Here is an 18,508-nt window from a genome sequence, read left to right as displayed (position 1 = left end):
TTATAGGTATACAAAGAAGCCGAGGTTGAGTTGTAGAATATCAATTTTGAGGTCGATATTGCCCTTGTTTATGGTGGTTTTGGGCTGGTTGGTTGTTTTTTGCCTTGAGTAGGAGTAGCTGATTCCTGCTACATTTACCGACGTCTCTATGGCAAAGTTGTTGACAATAAAGACGAGCAATCCGGGGCGAATTCCTATCCCTATCTCATATTGATTTAGGTGGGTACGCGTAATGTCGTCGTTTTGTTCGCTCTGAAGCAGCGATTGGTTAATGGAGAAGGAGAACTCGGTTTGGGTAACAAGGTTAAGACGCCTAGACTCGCCTAGCGGTACGTAGTTCTTGATAAATGGCTTAAAAGACATGCTATATTCGTAGAACTGCTTGTAGCTGGTGCTATTATCCGTATCGGTGTAGTTGCCTTTTTTTCTCGACTCACCGTATTGTATCCCTAATCCGACAAAAAGGTTGTCTTTTAGGGCATATCCTCCGTCAAATCGAAACGAGAAGGTGCTGTTATCTTCGTTGTCGATGTTGTATAGAAAGACATCCCTATTGGAGGTCTTTTTGGTAGAAAGGCCAACGGTTCCTCCAATAAAATAGTCGTTCTTATTGAGGTTGGTAGTGTACAGGGGCTTTTTCTCTTTATCTGCAGCAACTTCTTTGGGCTGACTTTTAGAGACGGATGCAATAAGGCATAGCAGGATGCTAACGGGTAGGGTAATTCTTGGGACATCCATTGTCTTCGATTTTTTTTGTGGTAGATTACTTAAGCGTATAGCTTGAATCTTAACGCATAGAGTGTGGATATGTTTAAAATAGTGTGAAATACTTAAGCGTTGAAAGCTCAAAGTGCGCCATGTTTGGTATTCCCGTTTTTCATAGAAACAAGTATCCCACCCGAATACTAGATTGGAGTGGGATACTTAGTTGTTAGCAATACTAGGAAAAGCTATTCCGTATGCTGTGCTCTTAAATTTCTACTTAGAGTTTAACATTTTAACCTCGTTGTACCTGCTTTTAACCGTGTTGATAATACGCTCATCGGCGTTGGTGTAGATGTAGGTCGTTTCCCACAATCCACGCTTAATGCTACGCTTCTTTGCGCTTGTTTTATCAATAGGGATGTTGAACTGTTCGTTAGATGAGGCTGCAAACATATTCCCCGCCGAAGTGTAGACAAATAGCGCGTATCGATCGTTTCCTAAATCGAGGTATACGTACATGCGGTGGTCGTTATTGGGGGCTAGCTCTATAAAACCTTTAACCTTTCGGTTCACCTGCTTTCCTCCAATGTTGGCTACGCCTATGTCTCCGTACGAAATGTAGCTTTTCCACTTCTTATTCCACTTCATCTGAACGTCGGTAAGGGTAAGCGTGTGGGCAAACTCTTCAGGTAGCTTTTCGAGCGTTGGTGTTTTAGCATAGCTGTTGATTATCTCCAACGATTTCTTATCGCCTAGTAGCTCGCGTAGGGAAGCAGCCATTTCGGGCGACTTATAGTCTACGCTGTTGGCAGAACCTGCTAAGACATCGGCATTCAGCACGTTTAATGATTCGTTATTGAAGAGAAAATCAAGGGTTAGAATTCCGCTAAATTTCAGGTCTTTGCTGCTAATCTCCTGAATCGCTTTTCCGGCACTCGTTAGGCGAACTTCACCTAAGTCGACGCCTAGATTTAGGTTACCCTCGTTTACCAGCAGATCAAACTCGTTGTATAAGCTAATCATGGAGCCTGCTGTACTAGGACGTTTAATCTTACTTAAGCTGCTAAACTGGTAGTATCCTCCGTTGTCGTTGTAGTAGATAAAACCTTCGGGCGAAATAAAGGCCGAATCTTGTGTGTACTTTCGTCCTGTAAAGAATGTGGGATATACGCCAATAGAGTCACGACGCAGATGCGTACCGGCGTACACCCTAACCTTATTAACCGATTGATAGGGAGAGTTCATTGGGATCATAACCGAATCGGGAGCTATTTCTGCTGTAAATCGGAGCCAATTCTTGGCGAGCGACTTGTGCTTATGCGTAAACTGAGCCCCACCATCGAATAGTATGTGCTTTTGCTCTGATCGGGCAACCGCTTTCCCTTTAAACTTGAAGAACGGACTTAGGAAAAAGTCTTGTGCCTCATCAATATCGGCATAGGCAATGGTGCGGTAGGTGCTGTCCAGCGTAATGGTTGCAAATCGGATGGTATCTTTCTTCTCGTACTTATCAATGTAGGTGTAGTCGCCTGCGCCTTTAAAGCCATTTCTTCCGCCAACGTTGATGTCTACGTTGTAAAAGTTCAGCCTTTTGTTGTTTCGGCTGGCAACCAGCTCTGCCTTGCTAATACGATCCATTGCCGCACCGTGACGTAAGGTTACCGTATCGTGCTGCGAATTTAGGAGGAGGGCTGCATCGCCTAAAAGCATCTGCTTGACACTTCTTGCGGCCAGCTTCTGCTCTCGCATCAGGTAGGTTGCTGTTGGTGTGGCAAAGCAAAGGGAGTCTTGCTCTTTTTTGGTAGAGACAAGAACGGCCCCTTCGGGGGTAAAGCCGTTGTAATCTAGCTTAATGGTGTTAGCAACCGTATTTGGAAGCTCTATCTTTTTTGATGAGGTAAATGCCAGCGTTTGGTTGTTCATATCCCAGGCAATGGTTGGGGTTATGGACATGTAGCTTAGCTGCGGGTAGCGCGAGGTAAAGGTTGTTCCGTTTTTCGAAATGGTTCCCTTATAGCTCATCAGGTCAATTTTTGTATCAACAGAGTCGGCCTCGTAGAGCTTAGCCTCCAGCTTCTCATCAAAGATGGAAATGAAGGAGGGGGTGGCATCAAACGTATATGCTCTAAACTGATATCCTGTCGAGTTGATTTGTGCGGTATTAACCTTTAGGTTTCCAACTCCAGATAAGCCTATGGGCTGCAGCTTTAAGTCTCCCGAAAGAACGGCCTGATTATCGTAGAGGTTAAACGGACTTTTATCCCTATAAAAATCCATGACGTTCTTGTATGGCAACCATTTCATTAGGTGTTCGCCCGAGTTTCCGTTGGGGAATTCAATGCCTGCGAGCTGCCTATCTATAGTCATCGATTTGAGATTGGAGACGCAGGAGTCGGGGAAGAAGTAAATGGCGTTGGAGTTAGATTTTGATGTAACATACCTTAAGGAGCCGTCGCCAATTAGGCCTTGGTTGCTTAGGTTAACGGTATTGTAAAAACGTCCTTTGCCCTTATAAACGGTAACGCCAGTGCTATCGAGCTTACGGGTAAAGCCTAGCGATTCGTCTTTTTGTACGCTGATGGTATGCTCGAAAGGCGTGAAGATATCAGCAGAAACCATTTCGCCATTGAACTTTAAGCTTCCCTTTTCGAAGCTGGTTAAGCTGTCGATCTCGTAGGGATAAAGCCTAAAGTAGAACTTGTCCCGTTTGTACACCCCTCCAAAAATAGATGGATCGTCGTAGAAGATGTACGAATCGGTCTTGCTTTTGAATTTCGGAAAGCTTGGATTTCGCTTTAGTCCCGATTTATTGTTCGGATCGTCGAGAGAAAGCGTTCCCGTGATGTTTTCGATGGTGGAGGTGATGGTGTTTAGCATCCGATTTCCGAGGTTATCGAGCCGTTTGGTTGGGTAGTCGAAGTTCATGGAGACCACCTTCTCAAAATCGATGGTAAAAGTATCGTAGTTAAACTTAAATCCGCTTCCCTTAAAGGTGGCTAAGCCCGCGTGAACCTCCCCGTCAAACTCCATATCGCGGTTATGCTTTAGGATAACCGTGTTGTTTCGGGGATAAACCTTTACCTTTTGCGAATCGGCAAGGTTAATCTGCTCAATTCCATGAATTGAGAGGTTAAAGTTGTCAAGATCGAGCTGCGCATTGTCTCTTTTTGATTGATTTTCGGATACAAAAAGAATGGCATCGTAGTCTTGCTTTCCGCTGCGCGCCTTTACGGCATCTCTCATTTTCGCGGTGGTTCTAAATATGCGGCTATCCTTATCGTAGATGATGTAACCCAAGAAAGCCATCTCCTTTAGCAGCTGTTCGGCGTCGCTGTTGGTCTTTTTGGCAAATCGGCTAAAGCCATCGCAGGTAAGCGGACCTTTACTTTTATTTTCCCGTTCGTACTTTCTTATCTCAAATACGGGATGCTTTTCGTCATGCCTCATTAGGCCATCAAAAAGATCTTGGTTAAAGAAGTTGAACGATTCGAATATCGCCTCACTTTGGTTGCTACCTATTTGTGCGTTGAATCGTATTAGGTTAGACTTCAAATTCCAGTAAAGCTGGTCGGCAATAATCCCTATTTGGTGGTACGAGTCGAGGTATGGCCCTTTGGTGAGCATATCTTTTTGCGAGGTGGTTAGGCGTAGCTCCCGATTTTGATTGTTGAATACAAGCATCTTGTTGCTATGGATGATGGAGTCTTTTACCATCCGGAGAACAATGGATGCGTCGTTGGCGACAAGACCGTCGCTCTTTATTTGAAACGATTGGCTTTTGGCAATGATAAATGGCTTCTTGGCTTTTATAATGGTAACCGTGGCGGGCTCGTGGCTTGTTCCATATCCAATAAAAATCCGGCCTTTAATCGATAATCCGCCAACGAAGTTAAGCGAATCGAAAAGGTTGGTGATGGCAATACTTCTATTGTAGCTCGAAAATTGGGGGTAGTAGGTTTGTTCTGGATTGTTTACGTCGTTATACGAGAGCGTAAGGCTTCCAGAAATAGGGTTTTTGAGCACATCTGCGAAGGTAAATTTTACCGAATCGAACTTTTGTGTGGTTTGGCTAAGGTTTAGCGTGTAGGTTTTGATGTTCGCAAAAACTTTAGTTGTATCATAGCCCGATTTTTTCCAGAATACCTGGCCTCCTAAACCTTTTATTGTTCCCCATATGGGGTAGAAGGTGCCCGTGGTTGCAAAGATCCTTGCCGTATCGCGCTGGCAGTACGATATTACTTTTGTTTTTGGCAGCAACTTTACAAAGAGGGTTGTGTCGTATTGAAAAGTGAGGTTTAGCGTATCGACTTGCCACCTGATGTAGTCGTTGGCGTAGATTGTTCTATCAGCTTTATAGTTGGTTGGCCCTTTTAGCAGGTTGAGAATAACGCCGCTTGATACCCCTTTTCGGGTAAGCACGTTTCTGACGCCTTTGCACCAAGCTTCGTACCCCTTAATGCTGGAGGTTGAGTCGTAAAACACCATAACGGAGCGAAGGTAGCTGGTTAGGAAAGGATCTGCAGCAAGGTTTCGCTTGTCTATAAGGCTGGCGATATCCTCAATCTCTTTTTTTTGTGCGTCAGATAGGCTGCCTTTAAGCCAGAAGCTGTCGAATGATTTAATGAAAAGCGTGTTTTCGTCGCTTTTAAAGGGGAGCAGCTGCTGCGAAACGATGGCGTTGAATTGTGCCTTCTCATCCTGCTTGTTAAGCTTTCCCCAGAGAGACGAGTAGGAGAGTAGGCCTATAAAGACGGCTACTCCTACTAGTAATCGAAGTCGATGTTTTTTGGTGATGGTCAATGTAGTGGCTTTAAGTTCCCTTAGATTATAATTCCCTTTTCCAACAAGGTACTCGCAAAAATATCATTTTGAATTGTTTTATACGATTCTATTAACAAAGTATTTATGCAATATAATATGGTGTAAGAGGTGTGCTTAGCATTGCTTCGAATGAATTATTTGGTATGAAAGTTTGGCTTAAAAGAAAATCATCGTTAATTTTGCACTGTATTTTAATAACTTTTATTTTATTTTTATGAAAAAGATTTTATTACTAATGGCTATTGTAGCTGTATGTTTTGGTGCAAATGCTCAAGACAAAAAATGGAATGTAACTGTAGGTGGTGGTCTTACTTTTCCAACAGGTGATGCTTCTGATGGTTACAAAAGTGGATTTGTTGGACAACTTCAAGGTACCTATAACATTAACCCAAAGTTTGAATTAGGATTGGAGTATGCATACTCTACATTTAAAGGGAAGTCTGGTTCTGAAACAATTATGGGGATTACTACCTCTTATGATATTGATGATCGTATCATAAACTCTTTTTTGGCAAAAGGTATTTATAACTTTACAGAAGAAGGTGTTCGTCCTTTTATTGGTGCTGGAGTAGGAACTTTCTCTCATAAAGATAATGATACTAAGTTTGGCTATGCTGTAGAAGGTGGTATTAAGTATAATGGCTTCTTATTTGGAGCTAGCTACAGAGGTGCAGGCTCTTTTGATGATGTTACCTTTAATTTCTTCCAACTTAATGTTGGTTACACTTTTAGATTCTAATTACTAGAAGAAATAAGTAGGGCCGGGGTTTTAAAACTCGGCCTTTTTTGTTTTGTTAATTATAGGGTTCTGTTTTTGTATATACTTTTTATTAGCTTTGTATTAGTTTATAATACTTTGTTATGTTTATGGTTAAGGTAATTCCCTCCAAATTAGCAGTAGTAGCTCTTCTTTTCTTCTTGTCGCACGACTTGTTTGCCAGCGGGGCTGGCGATACGATTCAAAATGGCGTTAAACCAAATATCGTAGTCATTTTAGGAAATGACTTGGGTATTGGAAGCTTGGGCATTTACGGACAGCAAAAGATAAAAACTCCCAATATTGACGCTCTTGCTAGGCAAGGCGTGCGTTTTTCCAACTTCTACACGGGCTCACCTTCCGATGCGCCCTCTTTGGCCATCCTGCTTACGGGAAAGCATGCTGGAAAGGCGGCCATTCGAGGAACCGACGAGTGGGCCGAGCGCGGTAGCGTTAATAACTACGTTAAGGTTTTGATGGATTCGACCCTCGAGGGGCAACGTCCGCTGCCAGCAGGCGAGCAAACCATTGCCGACCTGCTTAAAACAAAGGGATATGCCACCGGTCTGTTTGGTCAGTGGGGATTGGGTTCCATTTTTTCCGAAGGTGCACCGTTAAAGCATGGCTTCGATACCTTTTACGGCTATGCCTGCCTGCGTCAGGCGCAAACCTACTATCCGAAGTACCTATGGCGCGATAGCAGAAAGGTGTCGTTGGATAACTCGCTTGTATTTCCGAATATGAAGCTGGCCAATGGCGCCGATCCTAGGAGTGCCGACAGCTATCAGAAGTATACGCTAGACAGCTATGCTCCAGACTCAATTCTGGCGGCATCTATTAAGTTTATTGAGGACAATGGGAGGAAGCCTTTCTTTATGGTTTACGCCTCTCCGCTGGCTCAAGGTCCGCTGCAGGTGCCTGCCAGCTCTGCCCTAAAGGAGTATCAGCGCGAGTTTCTTGATGATGAACCCTACCTGGCCTTTTTTGGTGGATATCCTAACCGTACGCCTCGGGCAACCTATGCTGCAATGGTTACCTACTTTGATATGCAGGTTGGTAAGCTTGTAGAGAAGCTAAAGGAAAAGGGGCTATTCGAGAATACGCTTATTGTGTTTGCGTCGGACAATGGGGTGAGCAGCACCAACGGCATCGACGTTCGGTTTTTTGAGAGTGCCGGGAAATATGCAGTTGGAAATGGACGTGGCAAGGGCTATCTTTTTGAATCGGGGATACGGGTGCCCTTTTTTGCGGTTTGGCCAAATGCAATAGACACCAACCGGGTGGTGGAGCAGCAAGCTATTAGCTACGATATTCTACCCACCATAACCGAGCTAGTTGGCATCGAAAAGCCAGCCTACGCCGATGGGGTAAGCTTACTTCCTACGCTACTGGGTAAAGGGGAACAGGCGCAGCACGACTACCTCTACTGGGAGATAGCAGACAATACCGCCCATCAGGCAATTATAAGGGGACAGTGGAAGCTAATTGGAAAGAATATGAGCTTTCAGGAGCCTACTTTTGAGCTCTACAACCTTTCTGTTGATCCAACCGAAACAACCGATGTTGCCGAAGAGAACCCTGCATTAGTTTGCGAGCTGCGCGATTTAATGGAAAAGGTACGAACGGCTCCCACCTTGAACTCTTTTAAGATTAAGTTTCTGAGAGACTAAAAGAAAAGAGGGGCTTCCAGAATGTATTGTTGCTCCTATCATGATACTAATACCCTTAGAGTATGCTCTGAGGTGGTTTAGTATATATTCATCGTGATAGGTATGCTGTGATACTACTTGGGCCCCTCTTTCTTAGTTATAAAAGTGCTTAATTATGCTTGACTCAACACCTTTACCGGGTTAATTGTAGTATGCGACTTCAAGCCATAACAGCCATTAAAGGTACCATCAATAGTAACCGTAAGTGTATTTGGCTTCGTATTATCGATAACAGTGCCATTAAACCCACTATTTTGTAGAACTTCTAGCAGCTCATTGTTATTTAAAGGGCGAACACCTGTATTGCTATCCGCTGTTGCCTGTACAAGAATAATATACTGACAGGGGAACGACATGTTGTCGGACCAATCGTAGAAACCACTTACAACTACCGATGTTAAAGGCGGTACGTTTATCTCTTCGGAGATCGTATAGCTCTCTTCAGTTGTCACCGTCGAAGATTGACCTGTTTCCATCGTCAAATCTGCATCTATTTCCGTCTTTACGCTAAAGAAAGGAACACCTGCCTTAGCTGTTATCTTTGCTCCTATGGATAGGGTTTGATTACAATACCAGGTGAAGGTGCTTGTTTTTGATTTCTCCTGCGAGATGGTTTGCTTATAGGTTGCGCTAGGCGAGTTGTTGTCAATTTCCATGTCATTAAAAACATAGAATGCGGTAAGATCAGTAGGGTAGCTTGCTTGTTGGTAGGTAATATCTTCAATGGTATTATTCATATTGAGCGTTGCTATCTCAATCTTCCATTCTTGGTAATCGCTACCATTCTGGGAGTGCATGTAAACATCACCGGAGTTATTGCCATCGAGTACGGAACCTGTTGCTTTTTGACGAAGCATGCAGTAGCCATCATTTTGTTGTAGGAGCTGCCATTTTTGATAGTCACCGCCGTTCCAGTCGTTAAGAAAGACCTTCGCTTTCGAGTTTCCATCTAAAACTTTTTTTGTAGCCTTTTGTGTAATTCGGTAGTAGCCATCACCCTGATCTTCAAACAGCCATTTTTGATAGTCGCCGCCGTTCCAATCTAAGGTGTACGCATCACCTTTCGAATTACCGTCTAAAACTCTTCCATTACTCCTATGAGTAAGCCTAAAATACAATCCACTAATAATCATTGTCTTGTTTTTTTGTTTGTTGATCTTAATAAAAAACATAGGCATATTACGAAAGTGTTGGTGGCGTTGTCAATAGAGTGTGATTTAATTAACGTGAAAAGGGAGAGGTTGCATCTATTATGCGAATTAAGGGTGGAAATTGCGACAGCAGCCATAGCAGAAAAATATAATGTAGGAGACGTACGGATGGCACCTTTTAGTAGCACGTTGGCAGATTAGCGCCAGCTTCGCTTGGATAAGGGGAGAAGGGGAAGAACTTTTTTTAGCGAGCAGCTAGAACCTATAAGTATTCAGCTACTACTATTAAAGTGATTAGGGAATGAATTCACATTTTGGGAAAGAGGCCGTAGCATTTATTCATGCCATTTTAACCCTTAAATGGCACTCGATGGTTCCGCTCTTTTCTTCATTTTCTTAGTAGCAGTTCCTTCCATCTAAAAAGTCATCCAACCTTATGAATAACTCCGCCATATCAGACTGCAACGTTCGTATATAAGCGTTGTAATGCCGTTTGACGGGTCGCTTATCGTGTATAATCGCAATAAAATACTGGAAGAATAGTAGCCAATTGTTCTTAATAGGGGTGCGAGCAAATGTTAGGTGGTAGCTAATCCTATGGGCATTAGCATTACGGTTATTGGCAGCTGCTTGCCTTAGCCAACAGCGTTATGTAACGCTCTCCTACTTCTTCTTAAAAGCCTAATTGTGTAGGTAATTAGATAATAGATGTTCGGATATTTGTACACTTTAACACCTAAGGTTTCGGTAGTTTAAATTGTGGAGCTATTTTCGTCAGCAAATGGAAGAACTAAGAAGTGTGATATTACGGACTATAATTTTCATAGCAGCGATTGCCTGCTATGCGGGTTATTCTGGTGATAAAACAGAAGATAAGTCTACCATTATTGAAATGAATGAAACCGCTAGCGATGCAACCGCGTCGTTGGTTTTTGAAATTGATTCTTTTAACGACGAGCAGGTTTCTTCTGCTCTGGATGTACCCTATAATGCCGCTGTAAGCGATATCTTTTTCGACACTCGCGACGTTACCTTAGCTAGTACATTCCCATTTTCTCTTTGGCTACCTCCCAAAGCCTAAGTTACAATCTCTTCTGGTAAGAAGTGTGCGCATACTATTCTGGTAGTATCGCATGATTTTAGTTAACCAAACCGCAAGGTTTGATGTCTAACTCTATTTGTAACTTACATGAGCTTCGAAAACTTTATTAATCTTCAAAATAGCAATAGGCGTTCAGGTTTTCACGGAAACCGCCATCAGCATTACCCGCAGAGCAAGTTGCAGCTGCTCTTTAAGATTCTCGGAATGGCATTAACCAACCGAAAGTTACGTTGGTTTATCCTAGCGATAGTGGTAGTGGGGATTGGATTATTGGCGCTTGTTGTAGCCTTTATATTACCATATTTATTTGATCTGGGTCGCGACTTTTTAGGCAGCGATCAGGTTAAACCCTTTCTGGATAGCATTATTAATTAGAAAAAAAACCAAACCAAAGCCCTAATCAACGAGTGCATAGTCCCCTTACCTTCATTTTCTTGTATGTAGTGTATGTTTAATTAAAAGGTAAGGTGGGCTATGTCTCTCTTGATGATTATTCCCTAATTGGTAATGACCCTGAAGAACTTACGAATATCGCGTTTGTACGATTGGTGCATGCGCTACGCCAGCTCTAAGTGGAGCGGCTGGATGCTTTTTGCGGTTGCCTTTGCCGATGCCGCCGCATTGGCCATTCCTACGCCGTTATTTTTACTGACCGCCGTGCTATTTAATCCCGAAAAGGCCTACCGATTTGCCGCTTTTGTGGTAGGTGGAGGTGTTTTGGGTGCGCTGGTTGGCTATTCCATAGGCCACTTTTTGTGGTTAACCCCCGAGGGAGGTTTTACCTCGCTGGCCATGCTGGTATTTAACCACGTTCCAGGGGCCAGCATCGAGGTATACGAGATGGCCAAGGCGCTTTTTGAGAAATGGGACTACTGGATACTGTTTTCGGTGTCGTTTGTGCCCGCGCCGCAAACTTTAATGACGGTGCTTGCGGGTGTTTTTGATATAAACATCATAATATTTATGGTGGTGACGGCCATTTGCCAAAGCGTGAAGTATTTTGCCTTTACGTGGTGCATAGTAAGGTTCGGTGCAAGAGCCAAGGAGGTGTTGGAGTCCTACTACAAGCCTATTGGCATTGCTATTGGCGTGACTTTAATTGTTGCAATATCGTTATATAATTTGCTTTAGACTTAGCTGCTGCTCGTTCAAGTGGCGATTCGGAAGTGCCTACTACTGGTGTTTTCAAATTGAGAATAGGGCACTCCGAATCGCTTTTAGAGCAGCTACAGGAGAGAATAGCCGGGGCTATTCCGATTTAGTTGTTAACTTTTAGATGTACTATATGGTTGTAAATGAGTTTGTGTGGATCGGCTTTTTGGTATTTGTAATGCTGATGCTGATCCTCGATCTAGGTGTTTTTCACCGTAACTCGCACGAGGTTAAGGTCAAGGAGGCGTTAATCTGGAGTGGGGTATGGATTGGCTTGGCGCTGCTCTTTAACTACGGTCTTTACCTCTACATGGGGAAGGAAAAGGCGTTAGAGTTCTTGGCCGGCTACCTGATAGAGAAGTCGCTGAGCGTAGACAACCTTTTTGTCTTCATCATGCTCTTTTCCTACTTCAACGTTAGCCCTAAATACCAGCATAAGGTGCTATTTTGGGGCATTATAGGGGCGTTGGTGCTTCGTGCAATCTTTATTTTTGCCGGTGTTGCCCTTATTAGCAAGTTCCACTGGATTATTTACCTCTTTGGGGTGTTCCTGCTTTTTACGGGGGCCAAGATGCTTTTTCACGACGACAAGGAGGTGGAGCCCGACAAGAATCCGCTGGTTCGTTTATTTAAACGATTCTTCCCGGTTACCGATAGCATGAGCGGCGGACGCTTCTTTGTGAAGATTAATGCCAAACGTTTTGCCACCCCGCTCTTTATTGTGCTGCTTATTGTGGAGTTTACCGACCTTATTTTTGCTGTAGATTCCATTCCAGCCATTCTAGCGGTATCCAACGATACGTTTATCATCTTTACCTCCAACGTATTTGCCATTTTAGGCTTGCGCTCGCTTTACTTTGCCCTAGCCGGAATTACCAAGTACTTCCACTACCTAAAGTATGGCCTTTCGGTTATCCTTATTTTTATAGGGGTAAAGATGCTGATTGTGGATCTGTACAAGATTCCTATTGTTTACTCGCTGCTAACAATTGTGGGGATATTGGCCGTTTCGGTGCTGCTTTCGGTGGTGTTTCCGCAAAAGCAAAACGATTTGTTGCTGACTAGTAAAAACGAGTAGATGCCATAGGAGGGGACGGTGTGGTACCAAATGGCCGATTTCCTTTGCGGAGCTTAGGCCGTCGGACGCGAAATACCTTACAACCGTAGCGCTAGGTGCGCCTGGGGTTGGAAACCTCCTTTGCATCCAAAACATATACCTTTTTAATGCCTAGCTTCTATGTAAAAATTAGAACCTCAGTAATTATTGTTTTTTATTTTTTAGATTTCTAATGTCACGATGAGACATCGTTGCAAGTTGTAGTGAAGCATACATTCCTTCTTTAGCGTTGGGGAGGCGGATTTCCGGAGGCGATCGTACATTAACTCATATTCGGAATTTATCCTGCCTTGTTCGTACGAACCCTCCCTGCGCTAAGGATCGGAATGTATGCTTTTACTATATGGTAGCGCTGCCCAATGCGGTAGTACCATACGCTGCGCCTGGTGGCATCCTATTTTTTGTAAGCATCATTTTACTATCTTCAAAAATTCTTCTTGAATAGAACGTAATATGGATTTTGTAGCAATAGATTTTGAAACGGCCAACTTTAAGCGAAGCAGCGCCTGCTCGGTTGGTATTACCGTTGTGAAGCAGGGGGCAATCGTTTCGCGGTACTGCAAGCTGATTAAGCCATACCCCAACTATTTTGAGCCTATTAATATAGGTGTCCACCAAATTAGGCCCGAGCAGGTGAAGAATTCGCCTACCTTTTCCGACCTGTGGGAAGAGATTCATCCGTTAATAGCTGGTATGCCGCTGGTGGCGCACAATGCCCCTTTCGATAAGAGCGTTTTACGCCAGTCGCTGGAGGTATACGATAGGGTTTGCCCCGATTTTGAGTTTTACTGCTCGCATAAGATTGCCAAAAGCTTAATGCCCGACCTTTTCAACTACCGCCTATCAACCGTTTGTGAGGTGCTAGACATCCGCCTAAACCACCACGAGGCGCAGAGCGATGCTGATGGCTGCGCCAACATTATTTTGACGCTTGCAAGGCAGCATGGAGCCCGCAGCGTTGCCGAACTGAATGAAATAGCCGCCCTACGAAAAAAGGGAGCGAAGCTTCGCTAGCAGGTAATGGCTTGCTGTGCTACTTTGAACGATGGATTCACCGGGTAGGTGCTACAGGTGGCAGTAAAAGTAGAGGTGGTTGTATAAATGGAAGGATTACCGATTACGGTATGTGCACTACGGCACGCTAAATCACCTTGCGGTAGGAGGTGGAGGCTTTTGGTGGTACAGAAATCATTTGTTGTAATACCATTGGCGCTCCCTGTTATATGGCAAAGGCTACCCTTTTTGCCGCTGATGCTTTGGGTAGCCCTTTTTTATCGTCTAACGCTTGCTGCTACTGTAGCAGGCTCGCAATCTTCTCCTTCATGGCCTCGAACTCGGCTGTTTCGTATAGGCGGGTAAGGAATACAATCTTACCATCCCTATCTATAATAATATTACGGGTTACCCCCGCATTCTTTTCGGCGTAAAGGCCAAAAATGGTACCGTCAAGGTCGAGGGTAAGCGGGTAGGTTATCTTCATCAGCTCCTGAAACGACTTGGTTTTCTCCTTGCTCTCCTTCAGGTCTATCCCAATAAGCACAAAGTTGGGGTTGTTCTTATACTTTTGTTGAATATCCGCCTCTATGTGGGGCATCTCCTTGCGGCATACGCCGCACCAGCTGGCCGTAAACTGTAGCATAACCACCTTCCCCTTAAGGTCGCTGAGCTTTTGTGTCTTTCCGTCGAGGTGGGTGATGGTAAAGTCGGGAGCCATATCTCCAACCTTAACGGCGTAGCCTCTGGCGTCGTTCTGCGAGTAGGCTAACAGGCTGGCTGCAGCGAATATTACGGTTGCAAAAATCTTTTTCATCCTGTATCTATTTGAGTGTGAAATATTGGGGATTAAAGTATAAAAATAGTTGCTCTTTGCGAGAGGTCTGGAACACTTTTTGATTATTAAATTTTATTACTTTGACAGCTGCAAAGGAAAGTGTTAGTCAAAATGGATACTTTCACACAAAAAACTGAGGTTATGATAAGGCGCACTGCAACACTGCTGCTATTTGCATCTGTAATGGCAATACCAGCTACCACACTTGCCCAAGAAGAGAGAAGGGGACGCTCCGAGAGCGAATCCCGCGGACAACAGGAGAGGGCGCAACGTACAAATACGGGGTATGAAAGGTCCCGTTCCACCCGCAGCGAGGAGGTTAGAAGGGATCCCAGCTCGCAATCGGCAACACCTACGTCCTCGACATCGAGGGCCGAGCAGTTTCAGAGAGGGCGAGGATCGAATACCAGCCAGCCTACCACCACGCAGCCCGAACGCAGGGATGTAACCACCACCACCTCGAGCAGGGCCGAGCAATTTCAGCAGAGGGATAGGGGCACTACGACAACAAGCCGTACCGAACAGCCTCAAACCCGTCCTACCGAAACCTCACGCACCACAACCAGCGGCCGATATACCCGTCCCGATGGCAATGTTACCAATGGCAGGGGCGATGGCCGTCCTACCGAAACCAGCGGATGGCAAACTCGTCCTACCGAGACCCGTACAAGGGACAGCCGTTGGGAGGATAGAGGCAATTCGAGCGGTCGCGGCTACAATCGTTACGAAGGCCGATACGAAGGCCGTTGGGATCACAGATCGTACGAGGATAGATTTAGAAAATACGGTTATGGAAGACCAAAATACGTTTACTACCACGATCATCGCATCTACCGCGCCCCCTACTACTCGGGTGTGATTCGCGTACGTCCTCCCTACTACCGAGGAATGCCCCGCATCATCTATTCCGATTACAGAGACCAGCGCGATGTGGTACTTTACCGTCCAATTTGGGCTCCCGACTACGTTTTTGTACGCCGTTTTATCTTCTTCCCTCGACTAAACCTCTACTGGGATAACTACAGCAACGCGTTTGTTTACCTAAGAGGATCGAGATGGATATCTTCTATACGCCTACCAGGCATGTACGTAAACATCAACCTTGGCACCGAGCCAATGTTTGAAGTAGAGGAGGACTACGATAGCGAGGATGGCTTCTACGACGATGGTTCGTACTACTACGAGTACTAAGCGATTCGACTAACGATATAGCGGTCGGCCTTTTGGCCGACCGCTTTTTTGTTTGAAAACCAGCCCCATTCGTATAGGCTTACCAGCCTTTTGTAGCGTTAGCCATTTGTTATGGATAAATTGGTTGATTGTTAGGGTTATTTGTTATTACTTTGAGATAGAGTACTTGCGTACCAAAATGTAACGCTAGCCAACGCGCTAGGAGGTGCTTCTAAGCGGCTCGTGCTGCCTTCGGTAACGAGGGCAGGTGTTTAGGTGCTGTGCGAGCTTCGTAGGAGCCGCTTTAGGCGTTGGCTACGAGTAAATATTGATTTGCGAATGAAGAAATTTATAGCAGCAGCGGCTGGAGTGGGCTTTGCCGTATCGGCTTTTGCCCAAGGTAACCAGGTTACACCCGCCGGCAACGAAAGGCTGACGCACGTGCCCCAGTGGGCGCGCCAGGCCGTGTGGTATCAGATATTTGTGGAGCGTTTTCGCAACGGCGATCCCGCCAACGACCCTACCCGTGCCGATATTACGGACTACGTGAATAAGGATATCCCTACCGACTGGAAGATAACCCCTTGGACGCACGACTGGTACCAGCCCGACAGCTGGTTCGAGAGCTTGGAGCCCTCGATGAACTTCTCGGGAAAGGTGCAGTACCGCAGGTACGGTGGCGACCTGAAGGGAGTGCTCGATAAGCTCGACTACCTGCAGGAGCTGGGCATCAACGCCATCTACTTTAACCCGCTTAACGATGCGCCGTCGATGCATAAGTACGATGCCACCTACTGGCACCACATCGACCGCAACTTTGGCCCCAATCCGCGCCAGGATGCGAAGGACATGCTCCTCGAAAACCACGACAACCCCAAGGAGTGGGTGTGGACCGAGGCCGATAAGCTCTTCCTAAAGGTTATTCAGGAGGCGCATAAGCGCGGAATGAAGGTAACCATGGACTTCTCGTGGAACCACACCGGAACCAACTTCTGGGCCTTTCAGGATGTGCTTAAAAAGGGCATGAAGTCGAAGTATAAGGACTGGTACATCGTCAGCCGATTCGATAATCCAGCCACGACGGTAAACGAGTTCGAGTACCAGGGCTGGATGGGCGTTAATACGCTGCCCGAAATGCGCGAAACGGTTAACCACGACAACTCGCAGGTGAAGGCCTACGAGGGAAACCTCTACAGCGAAACCCTAAAGCAGCATATCTTTTCGGTGGTAAGGCGCTGGGCCGACCCCAATGGCGATGGCAACCCTGCCGACGGCATTGACGGAATACGCCTAGACGTTGCCGCAGAGCTGCCAATGGGCTTTTGGAGGGAGTTTAGGGAGGTGTGCCGCAGCATAAACCCCGAGATGTACCTGATAGGTGAGGTTTGGTGGGAAAAGTGGCCCGACCAGCTGCTCGATCCCCGTCCGTTTGTGCAGGGCGACGTCTTTGATGCCAACATGAACTACCGCTGGTACCGTTCGGCTCGCCACTTCTTTAACAGCGCGCCCGATGCTATGCCCGTAACCGAGTTCGTAAAGCAGATGAACTTCATATTTACCACCGTGCGCCCCGAGGTGGCCGATGCCTACATGAACATGACCAGCAGCCACGACTCGCCACGCCTATCCACCTCGCTTTACAACAAGGGAAAGTATAAGTACAACGTAAAGCCTTTCGACGATCCAAAGTATAAGATAAATAGGCCCGATGCCGCTACCCGTAAGGTAATGGAGCAGCTGCTGGTACACCAGTACACCTTCGTTGGTTCGCCCCAAATCTGGAATGGCGACGAGATGGGGATGTGGGGATCCGACGATCCCGACTGCCGCAAGCCGCTAATCTGGCCCGACTATAAGTTCGACGACGAGGTGGTGCATCCCCTTGGACAAAAGCGTGCGGCCGACAAGGTGGCCTTCGATAGTACCGCCTTTAAGCTCTTTAAGCAGCTTATTGCCATGCGCAAGGCCAACCCCGTGCTGGTAAAAGGAAGCCTAAAGTACGTGGTAATCGACGATGCCCGTCGCCTACTTGCCTACACCCGCAGCTTGGATAAAAGCCAGGCGCTGGTAGCCTTTAACCTATCGGATAAGGTGCAGGTGGTTAGCATCCCAGCCTCGCAGAAGGGCGTTTACGTCAATCCGCTAAACCGATCGATGCAGATGCGCCCCAAGAAGGGCATGGTTACGGTTACGCTGCAACCCCAATCGTCGGTGGTGCTTATTACCAAGTAGCCAGCAGCACCGCATACAGCATAAGCAAAGCCAAACCCCGCTAAAGGGTTTGGCTTTGCTGTTTTTAGGGGGACTAGCGCAGCCCGCACCCGCATCGGCACCTGCATAGGGACGCCGCCTCCTACAACGAACAAGGCCCCATTGCTGAGGCCCCGATGTAAAAAAAAAGGTAGCAAGGTTACTTATCTTCAGAGCCTTTACTCTTAGAAGGGTTGGTAACCACATCAAAACCATATTCGGTAAGCTTCTTGGGTTCATCAGGATAAAGCGCCATTAAAATGTCTCTACATCCTCTAATGAATTGATCAACATCCTTTACAAGGTTGTTTCTCTCCTCAATTAGCACCTCAGACTGGCGGCGTAGCTCGACAGCCTGCTTGGTTTTGCTGGTAATCTTGTCTACATTTACTTTTACATCTGGCGTCACCAATAATTTTATTGGCGATGCTTCTCCATCCTTCTCGTGCTTGGCAATAATACCAGCAGCAAGGTTTGCCTTGTTGTCAGGATGGCCAGGAATGTCAATTTTCATGCCCAGATGCGTTATATAAATATATTTGCCCTGATGTACTTCTAGCTGGCAACCAGCTCAGCGTACAACCGTTAAGCAAATTACGATAGCGCAATCATAACGTGCTTTATATAGCTTTAAAAAAAGATAACGGCAATTCGAGAGCTGCCTACGGCCATTCTGGAGGAGCTTCCTTTTATCGAAAAGCTCTACTTTTGAACTGAAAAGCTCTACTTTTTTATCGAAAAGC

General features: G+C 45.7%; 14 protein-coding genes. 9 read left to right on the top strand and 5 right to left on the bottom strand.

Annotated features, from left to right (window positions below):
* Entirely contained in the window at window positions 1–738 is a 738-nt protein-coding gene (locus tag L990_RS13335) for a hypothetical protein (RefSeq protein WP_047450283.1), read from the bottom strand.
* 240 nt (window positions 739–978) lie between these two features.
* Window positions 979–5,505, bottom strand: coding sequence for a hypothetical protein (locus tag L990_RS13330; protein WP_047450280.1), 4,527 nt, complete (start codon window positions 5,503–5,505; stop codon window positions 979–981).
* A gap of 235 nt (window positions 5,506–5,740) precedes the next feature.
* On the opposite strand from L990_RS13330, the gene L990_RS13325 reads away from it, so the two are divergent.
* Window positions 5,741–6,265 (top strand): outer membrane beta-barrel protein, encoded by a 525-nt coding sequence (locus L990_RS13325; RefSeq protein WP_047450276.1) that lies wholly within the window; start codon window positions 5,741–5,743, stop codon window positions 6,263–6,265.
* Window positions 6,266–6,393: 128 nt separating this feature from the next.
* On the top strand, window positions 6,394–7,953 hold the full coding sequence (locus L990_RS13320; RefSeq protein ID WP_197057293.1) for a sulfatase-like hydrolase/transferase: 1,560 nt from the start codon (window positions 6,394–6,396) through the stop codon (window positions 7,951–7,953).
* Between the two features lie 152 nt (window positions 7,954–8,105).
* On the opposite strand, the gene L990_RS13315 is transcribed toward L990_RS13320, so the two are convergent.
* Window positions 8,106–9,125 (bottom strand): RICIN domain-containing protein, encoded by a 1,020-nt coding sequence (locus L990_RS13315; protein WP_197057292.1) that lies wholly within the window; start codon window positions 9,123–9,125, stop codon window positions 8,106–8,108.
* A 799-nt stretch (window positions 9,126–9,924) separates the two neighbouring features.
* Between L990_RS13315 and L990_RS13310 the strand changes: the two genes are divergently transcribed.
* The 5 genes from L990_RS13310 (at window position 9,925) to L990_RS13290 (ending at window position 13,528) form a co-directional block, all read left to right on the top strand.
* The gene (locus L990_RS13310) at window positions 9,925–10,224 is read left to right on the top strand and encodes a hypothetical protein (protein ID WP_047450271.1); all 300 of its coding nucleotides are present in this window, start codon (window positions 9,925–9,927) and stop codon (window positions 10,222–10,224) included.
* Window positions 10,225–10,332: 108 nt separating this feature from the next.
* Window positions 10,333–10,620, top strand: coding sequence for a hypothetical protein (locus L990_RS13305; protein ID WP_047450268.1), 288 nt, complete (start codon window positions 10,333–10,335; stop codon window positions 10,618–10,620).
* A 132-nt stretch (window positions 10,621–10,752) separates the two neighbouring features.
* On the top strand, window positions 10,753–11,376 hold the full coding sequence (locus L990_RS13300; protein WP_156121578.1) for a hypothetical protein: 624 nt from the start codon (window positions 10,753–10,755) through the stop codon (window positions 11,374–11,376).
* Between the two features lie 154 nt (window positions 11,377–11,530).
* Window positions 11,531–12,475, top strand: coding sequence for a TerC family protein (locus L990_RS13295; RefSeq protein WP_047450303.1), 945 nt, complete (start codon window positions 11,531–11,533; stop codon window positions 12,473–12,475).
* 492 nt (window positions 12,476–12,967) lie between these two features.
* Window positions 12,968–13,528: a 3'-5' exonuclease gene (locus tag L990_RS13290; protein ID WP_052181011.1), complete on the top strand. Its 561-nt coding sequence runs from the start codon at window positions 12,968–12,970 to the stop codon at window positions 13,526–13,528.
* 277 nt (window positions 13,529–13,805) lie between these two features.
* Here L990_RS13290 and L990_RS13285 read toward each other — a convergent pair whose 3' ends face one another.
* Complete coding sequence (locus tag L990_RS13285; protein WP_047450262.1) at window positions 13,806–14,324, bottom strand: TlpA family protein disulfide reductase; 519 nt, start codon at window positions 14,322–14,324, stop codon at window positions 13,806–13,808.
* A gap of 162 nt (window positions 14,325–14,486) precedes the next feature.
* On the opposite strand from L990_RS13285, the gene L990_RS13280 reads away from it, so the two are divergent.
* Window positions 14,487–15,536: a hypothetical protein gene (locus tag L990_RS13280; protein ID WP_156121576.1), complete on the top strand. Its 1,050-nt coding sequence runs from the start codon at window positions 14,487–14,489 to the stop codon at window positions 15,534–15,536.
* A gap of 318 nt (window positions 15,537–15,854) precedes the next feature.
* Window positions 15,855–17,747, top strand: a complete 1,893-nt coding sequence (locus L990_RS13275; RefSeq protein ID WP_047450257.1) for a glycoside hydrolase family 13 protein — start codon at window positions 15,855–15,857, stop codon at window positions 17,745–17,747.
* Between the two features lie 178 nt (window positions 17,748–17,925).
* On the opposite strand, the gene L990_RS13270 is transcribed toward L990_RS13275, so the two are convergent.
* Window positions 17,926–18,279 carry a hypothetical protein gene (locus L990_RS13270; RefSeq protein ID WP_047450255.1) on the bottom strand — a complete coding sequence of 118 codons (354 nt, stop codon included), beginning with the start codon at window positions 18,277–18,279 and terminating at the stop codon, window positions 17,926–17,928.
* Window positions 18,280–18,508: the final 229 nt, after the last annotated feature.

It is taken from the genome of Alistipes sp. ZOR0009 (assembly GCF_000798815.1).
GTDB lineage: Bacteria > Bacteroidota > Bacteroidia > Bacteroidales > ZOR0009 > Acetobacteroides.
This window is presented reverse-complemented; position numbering and strand designations above follow the sequence as displayed.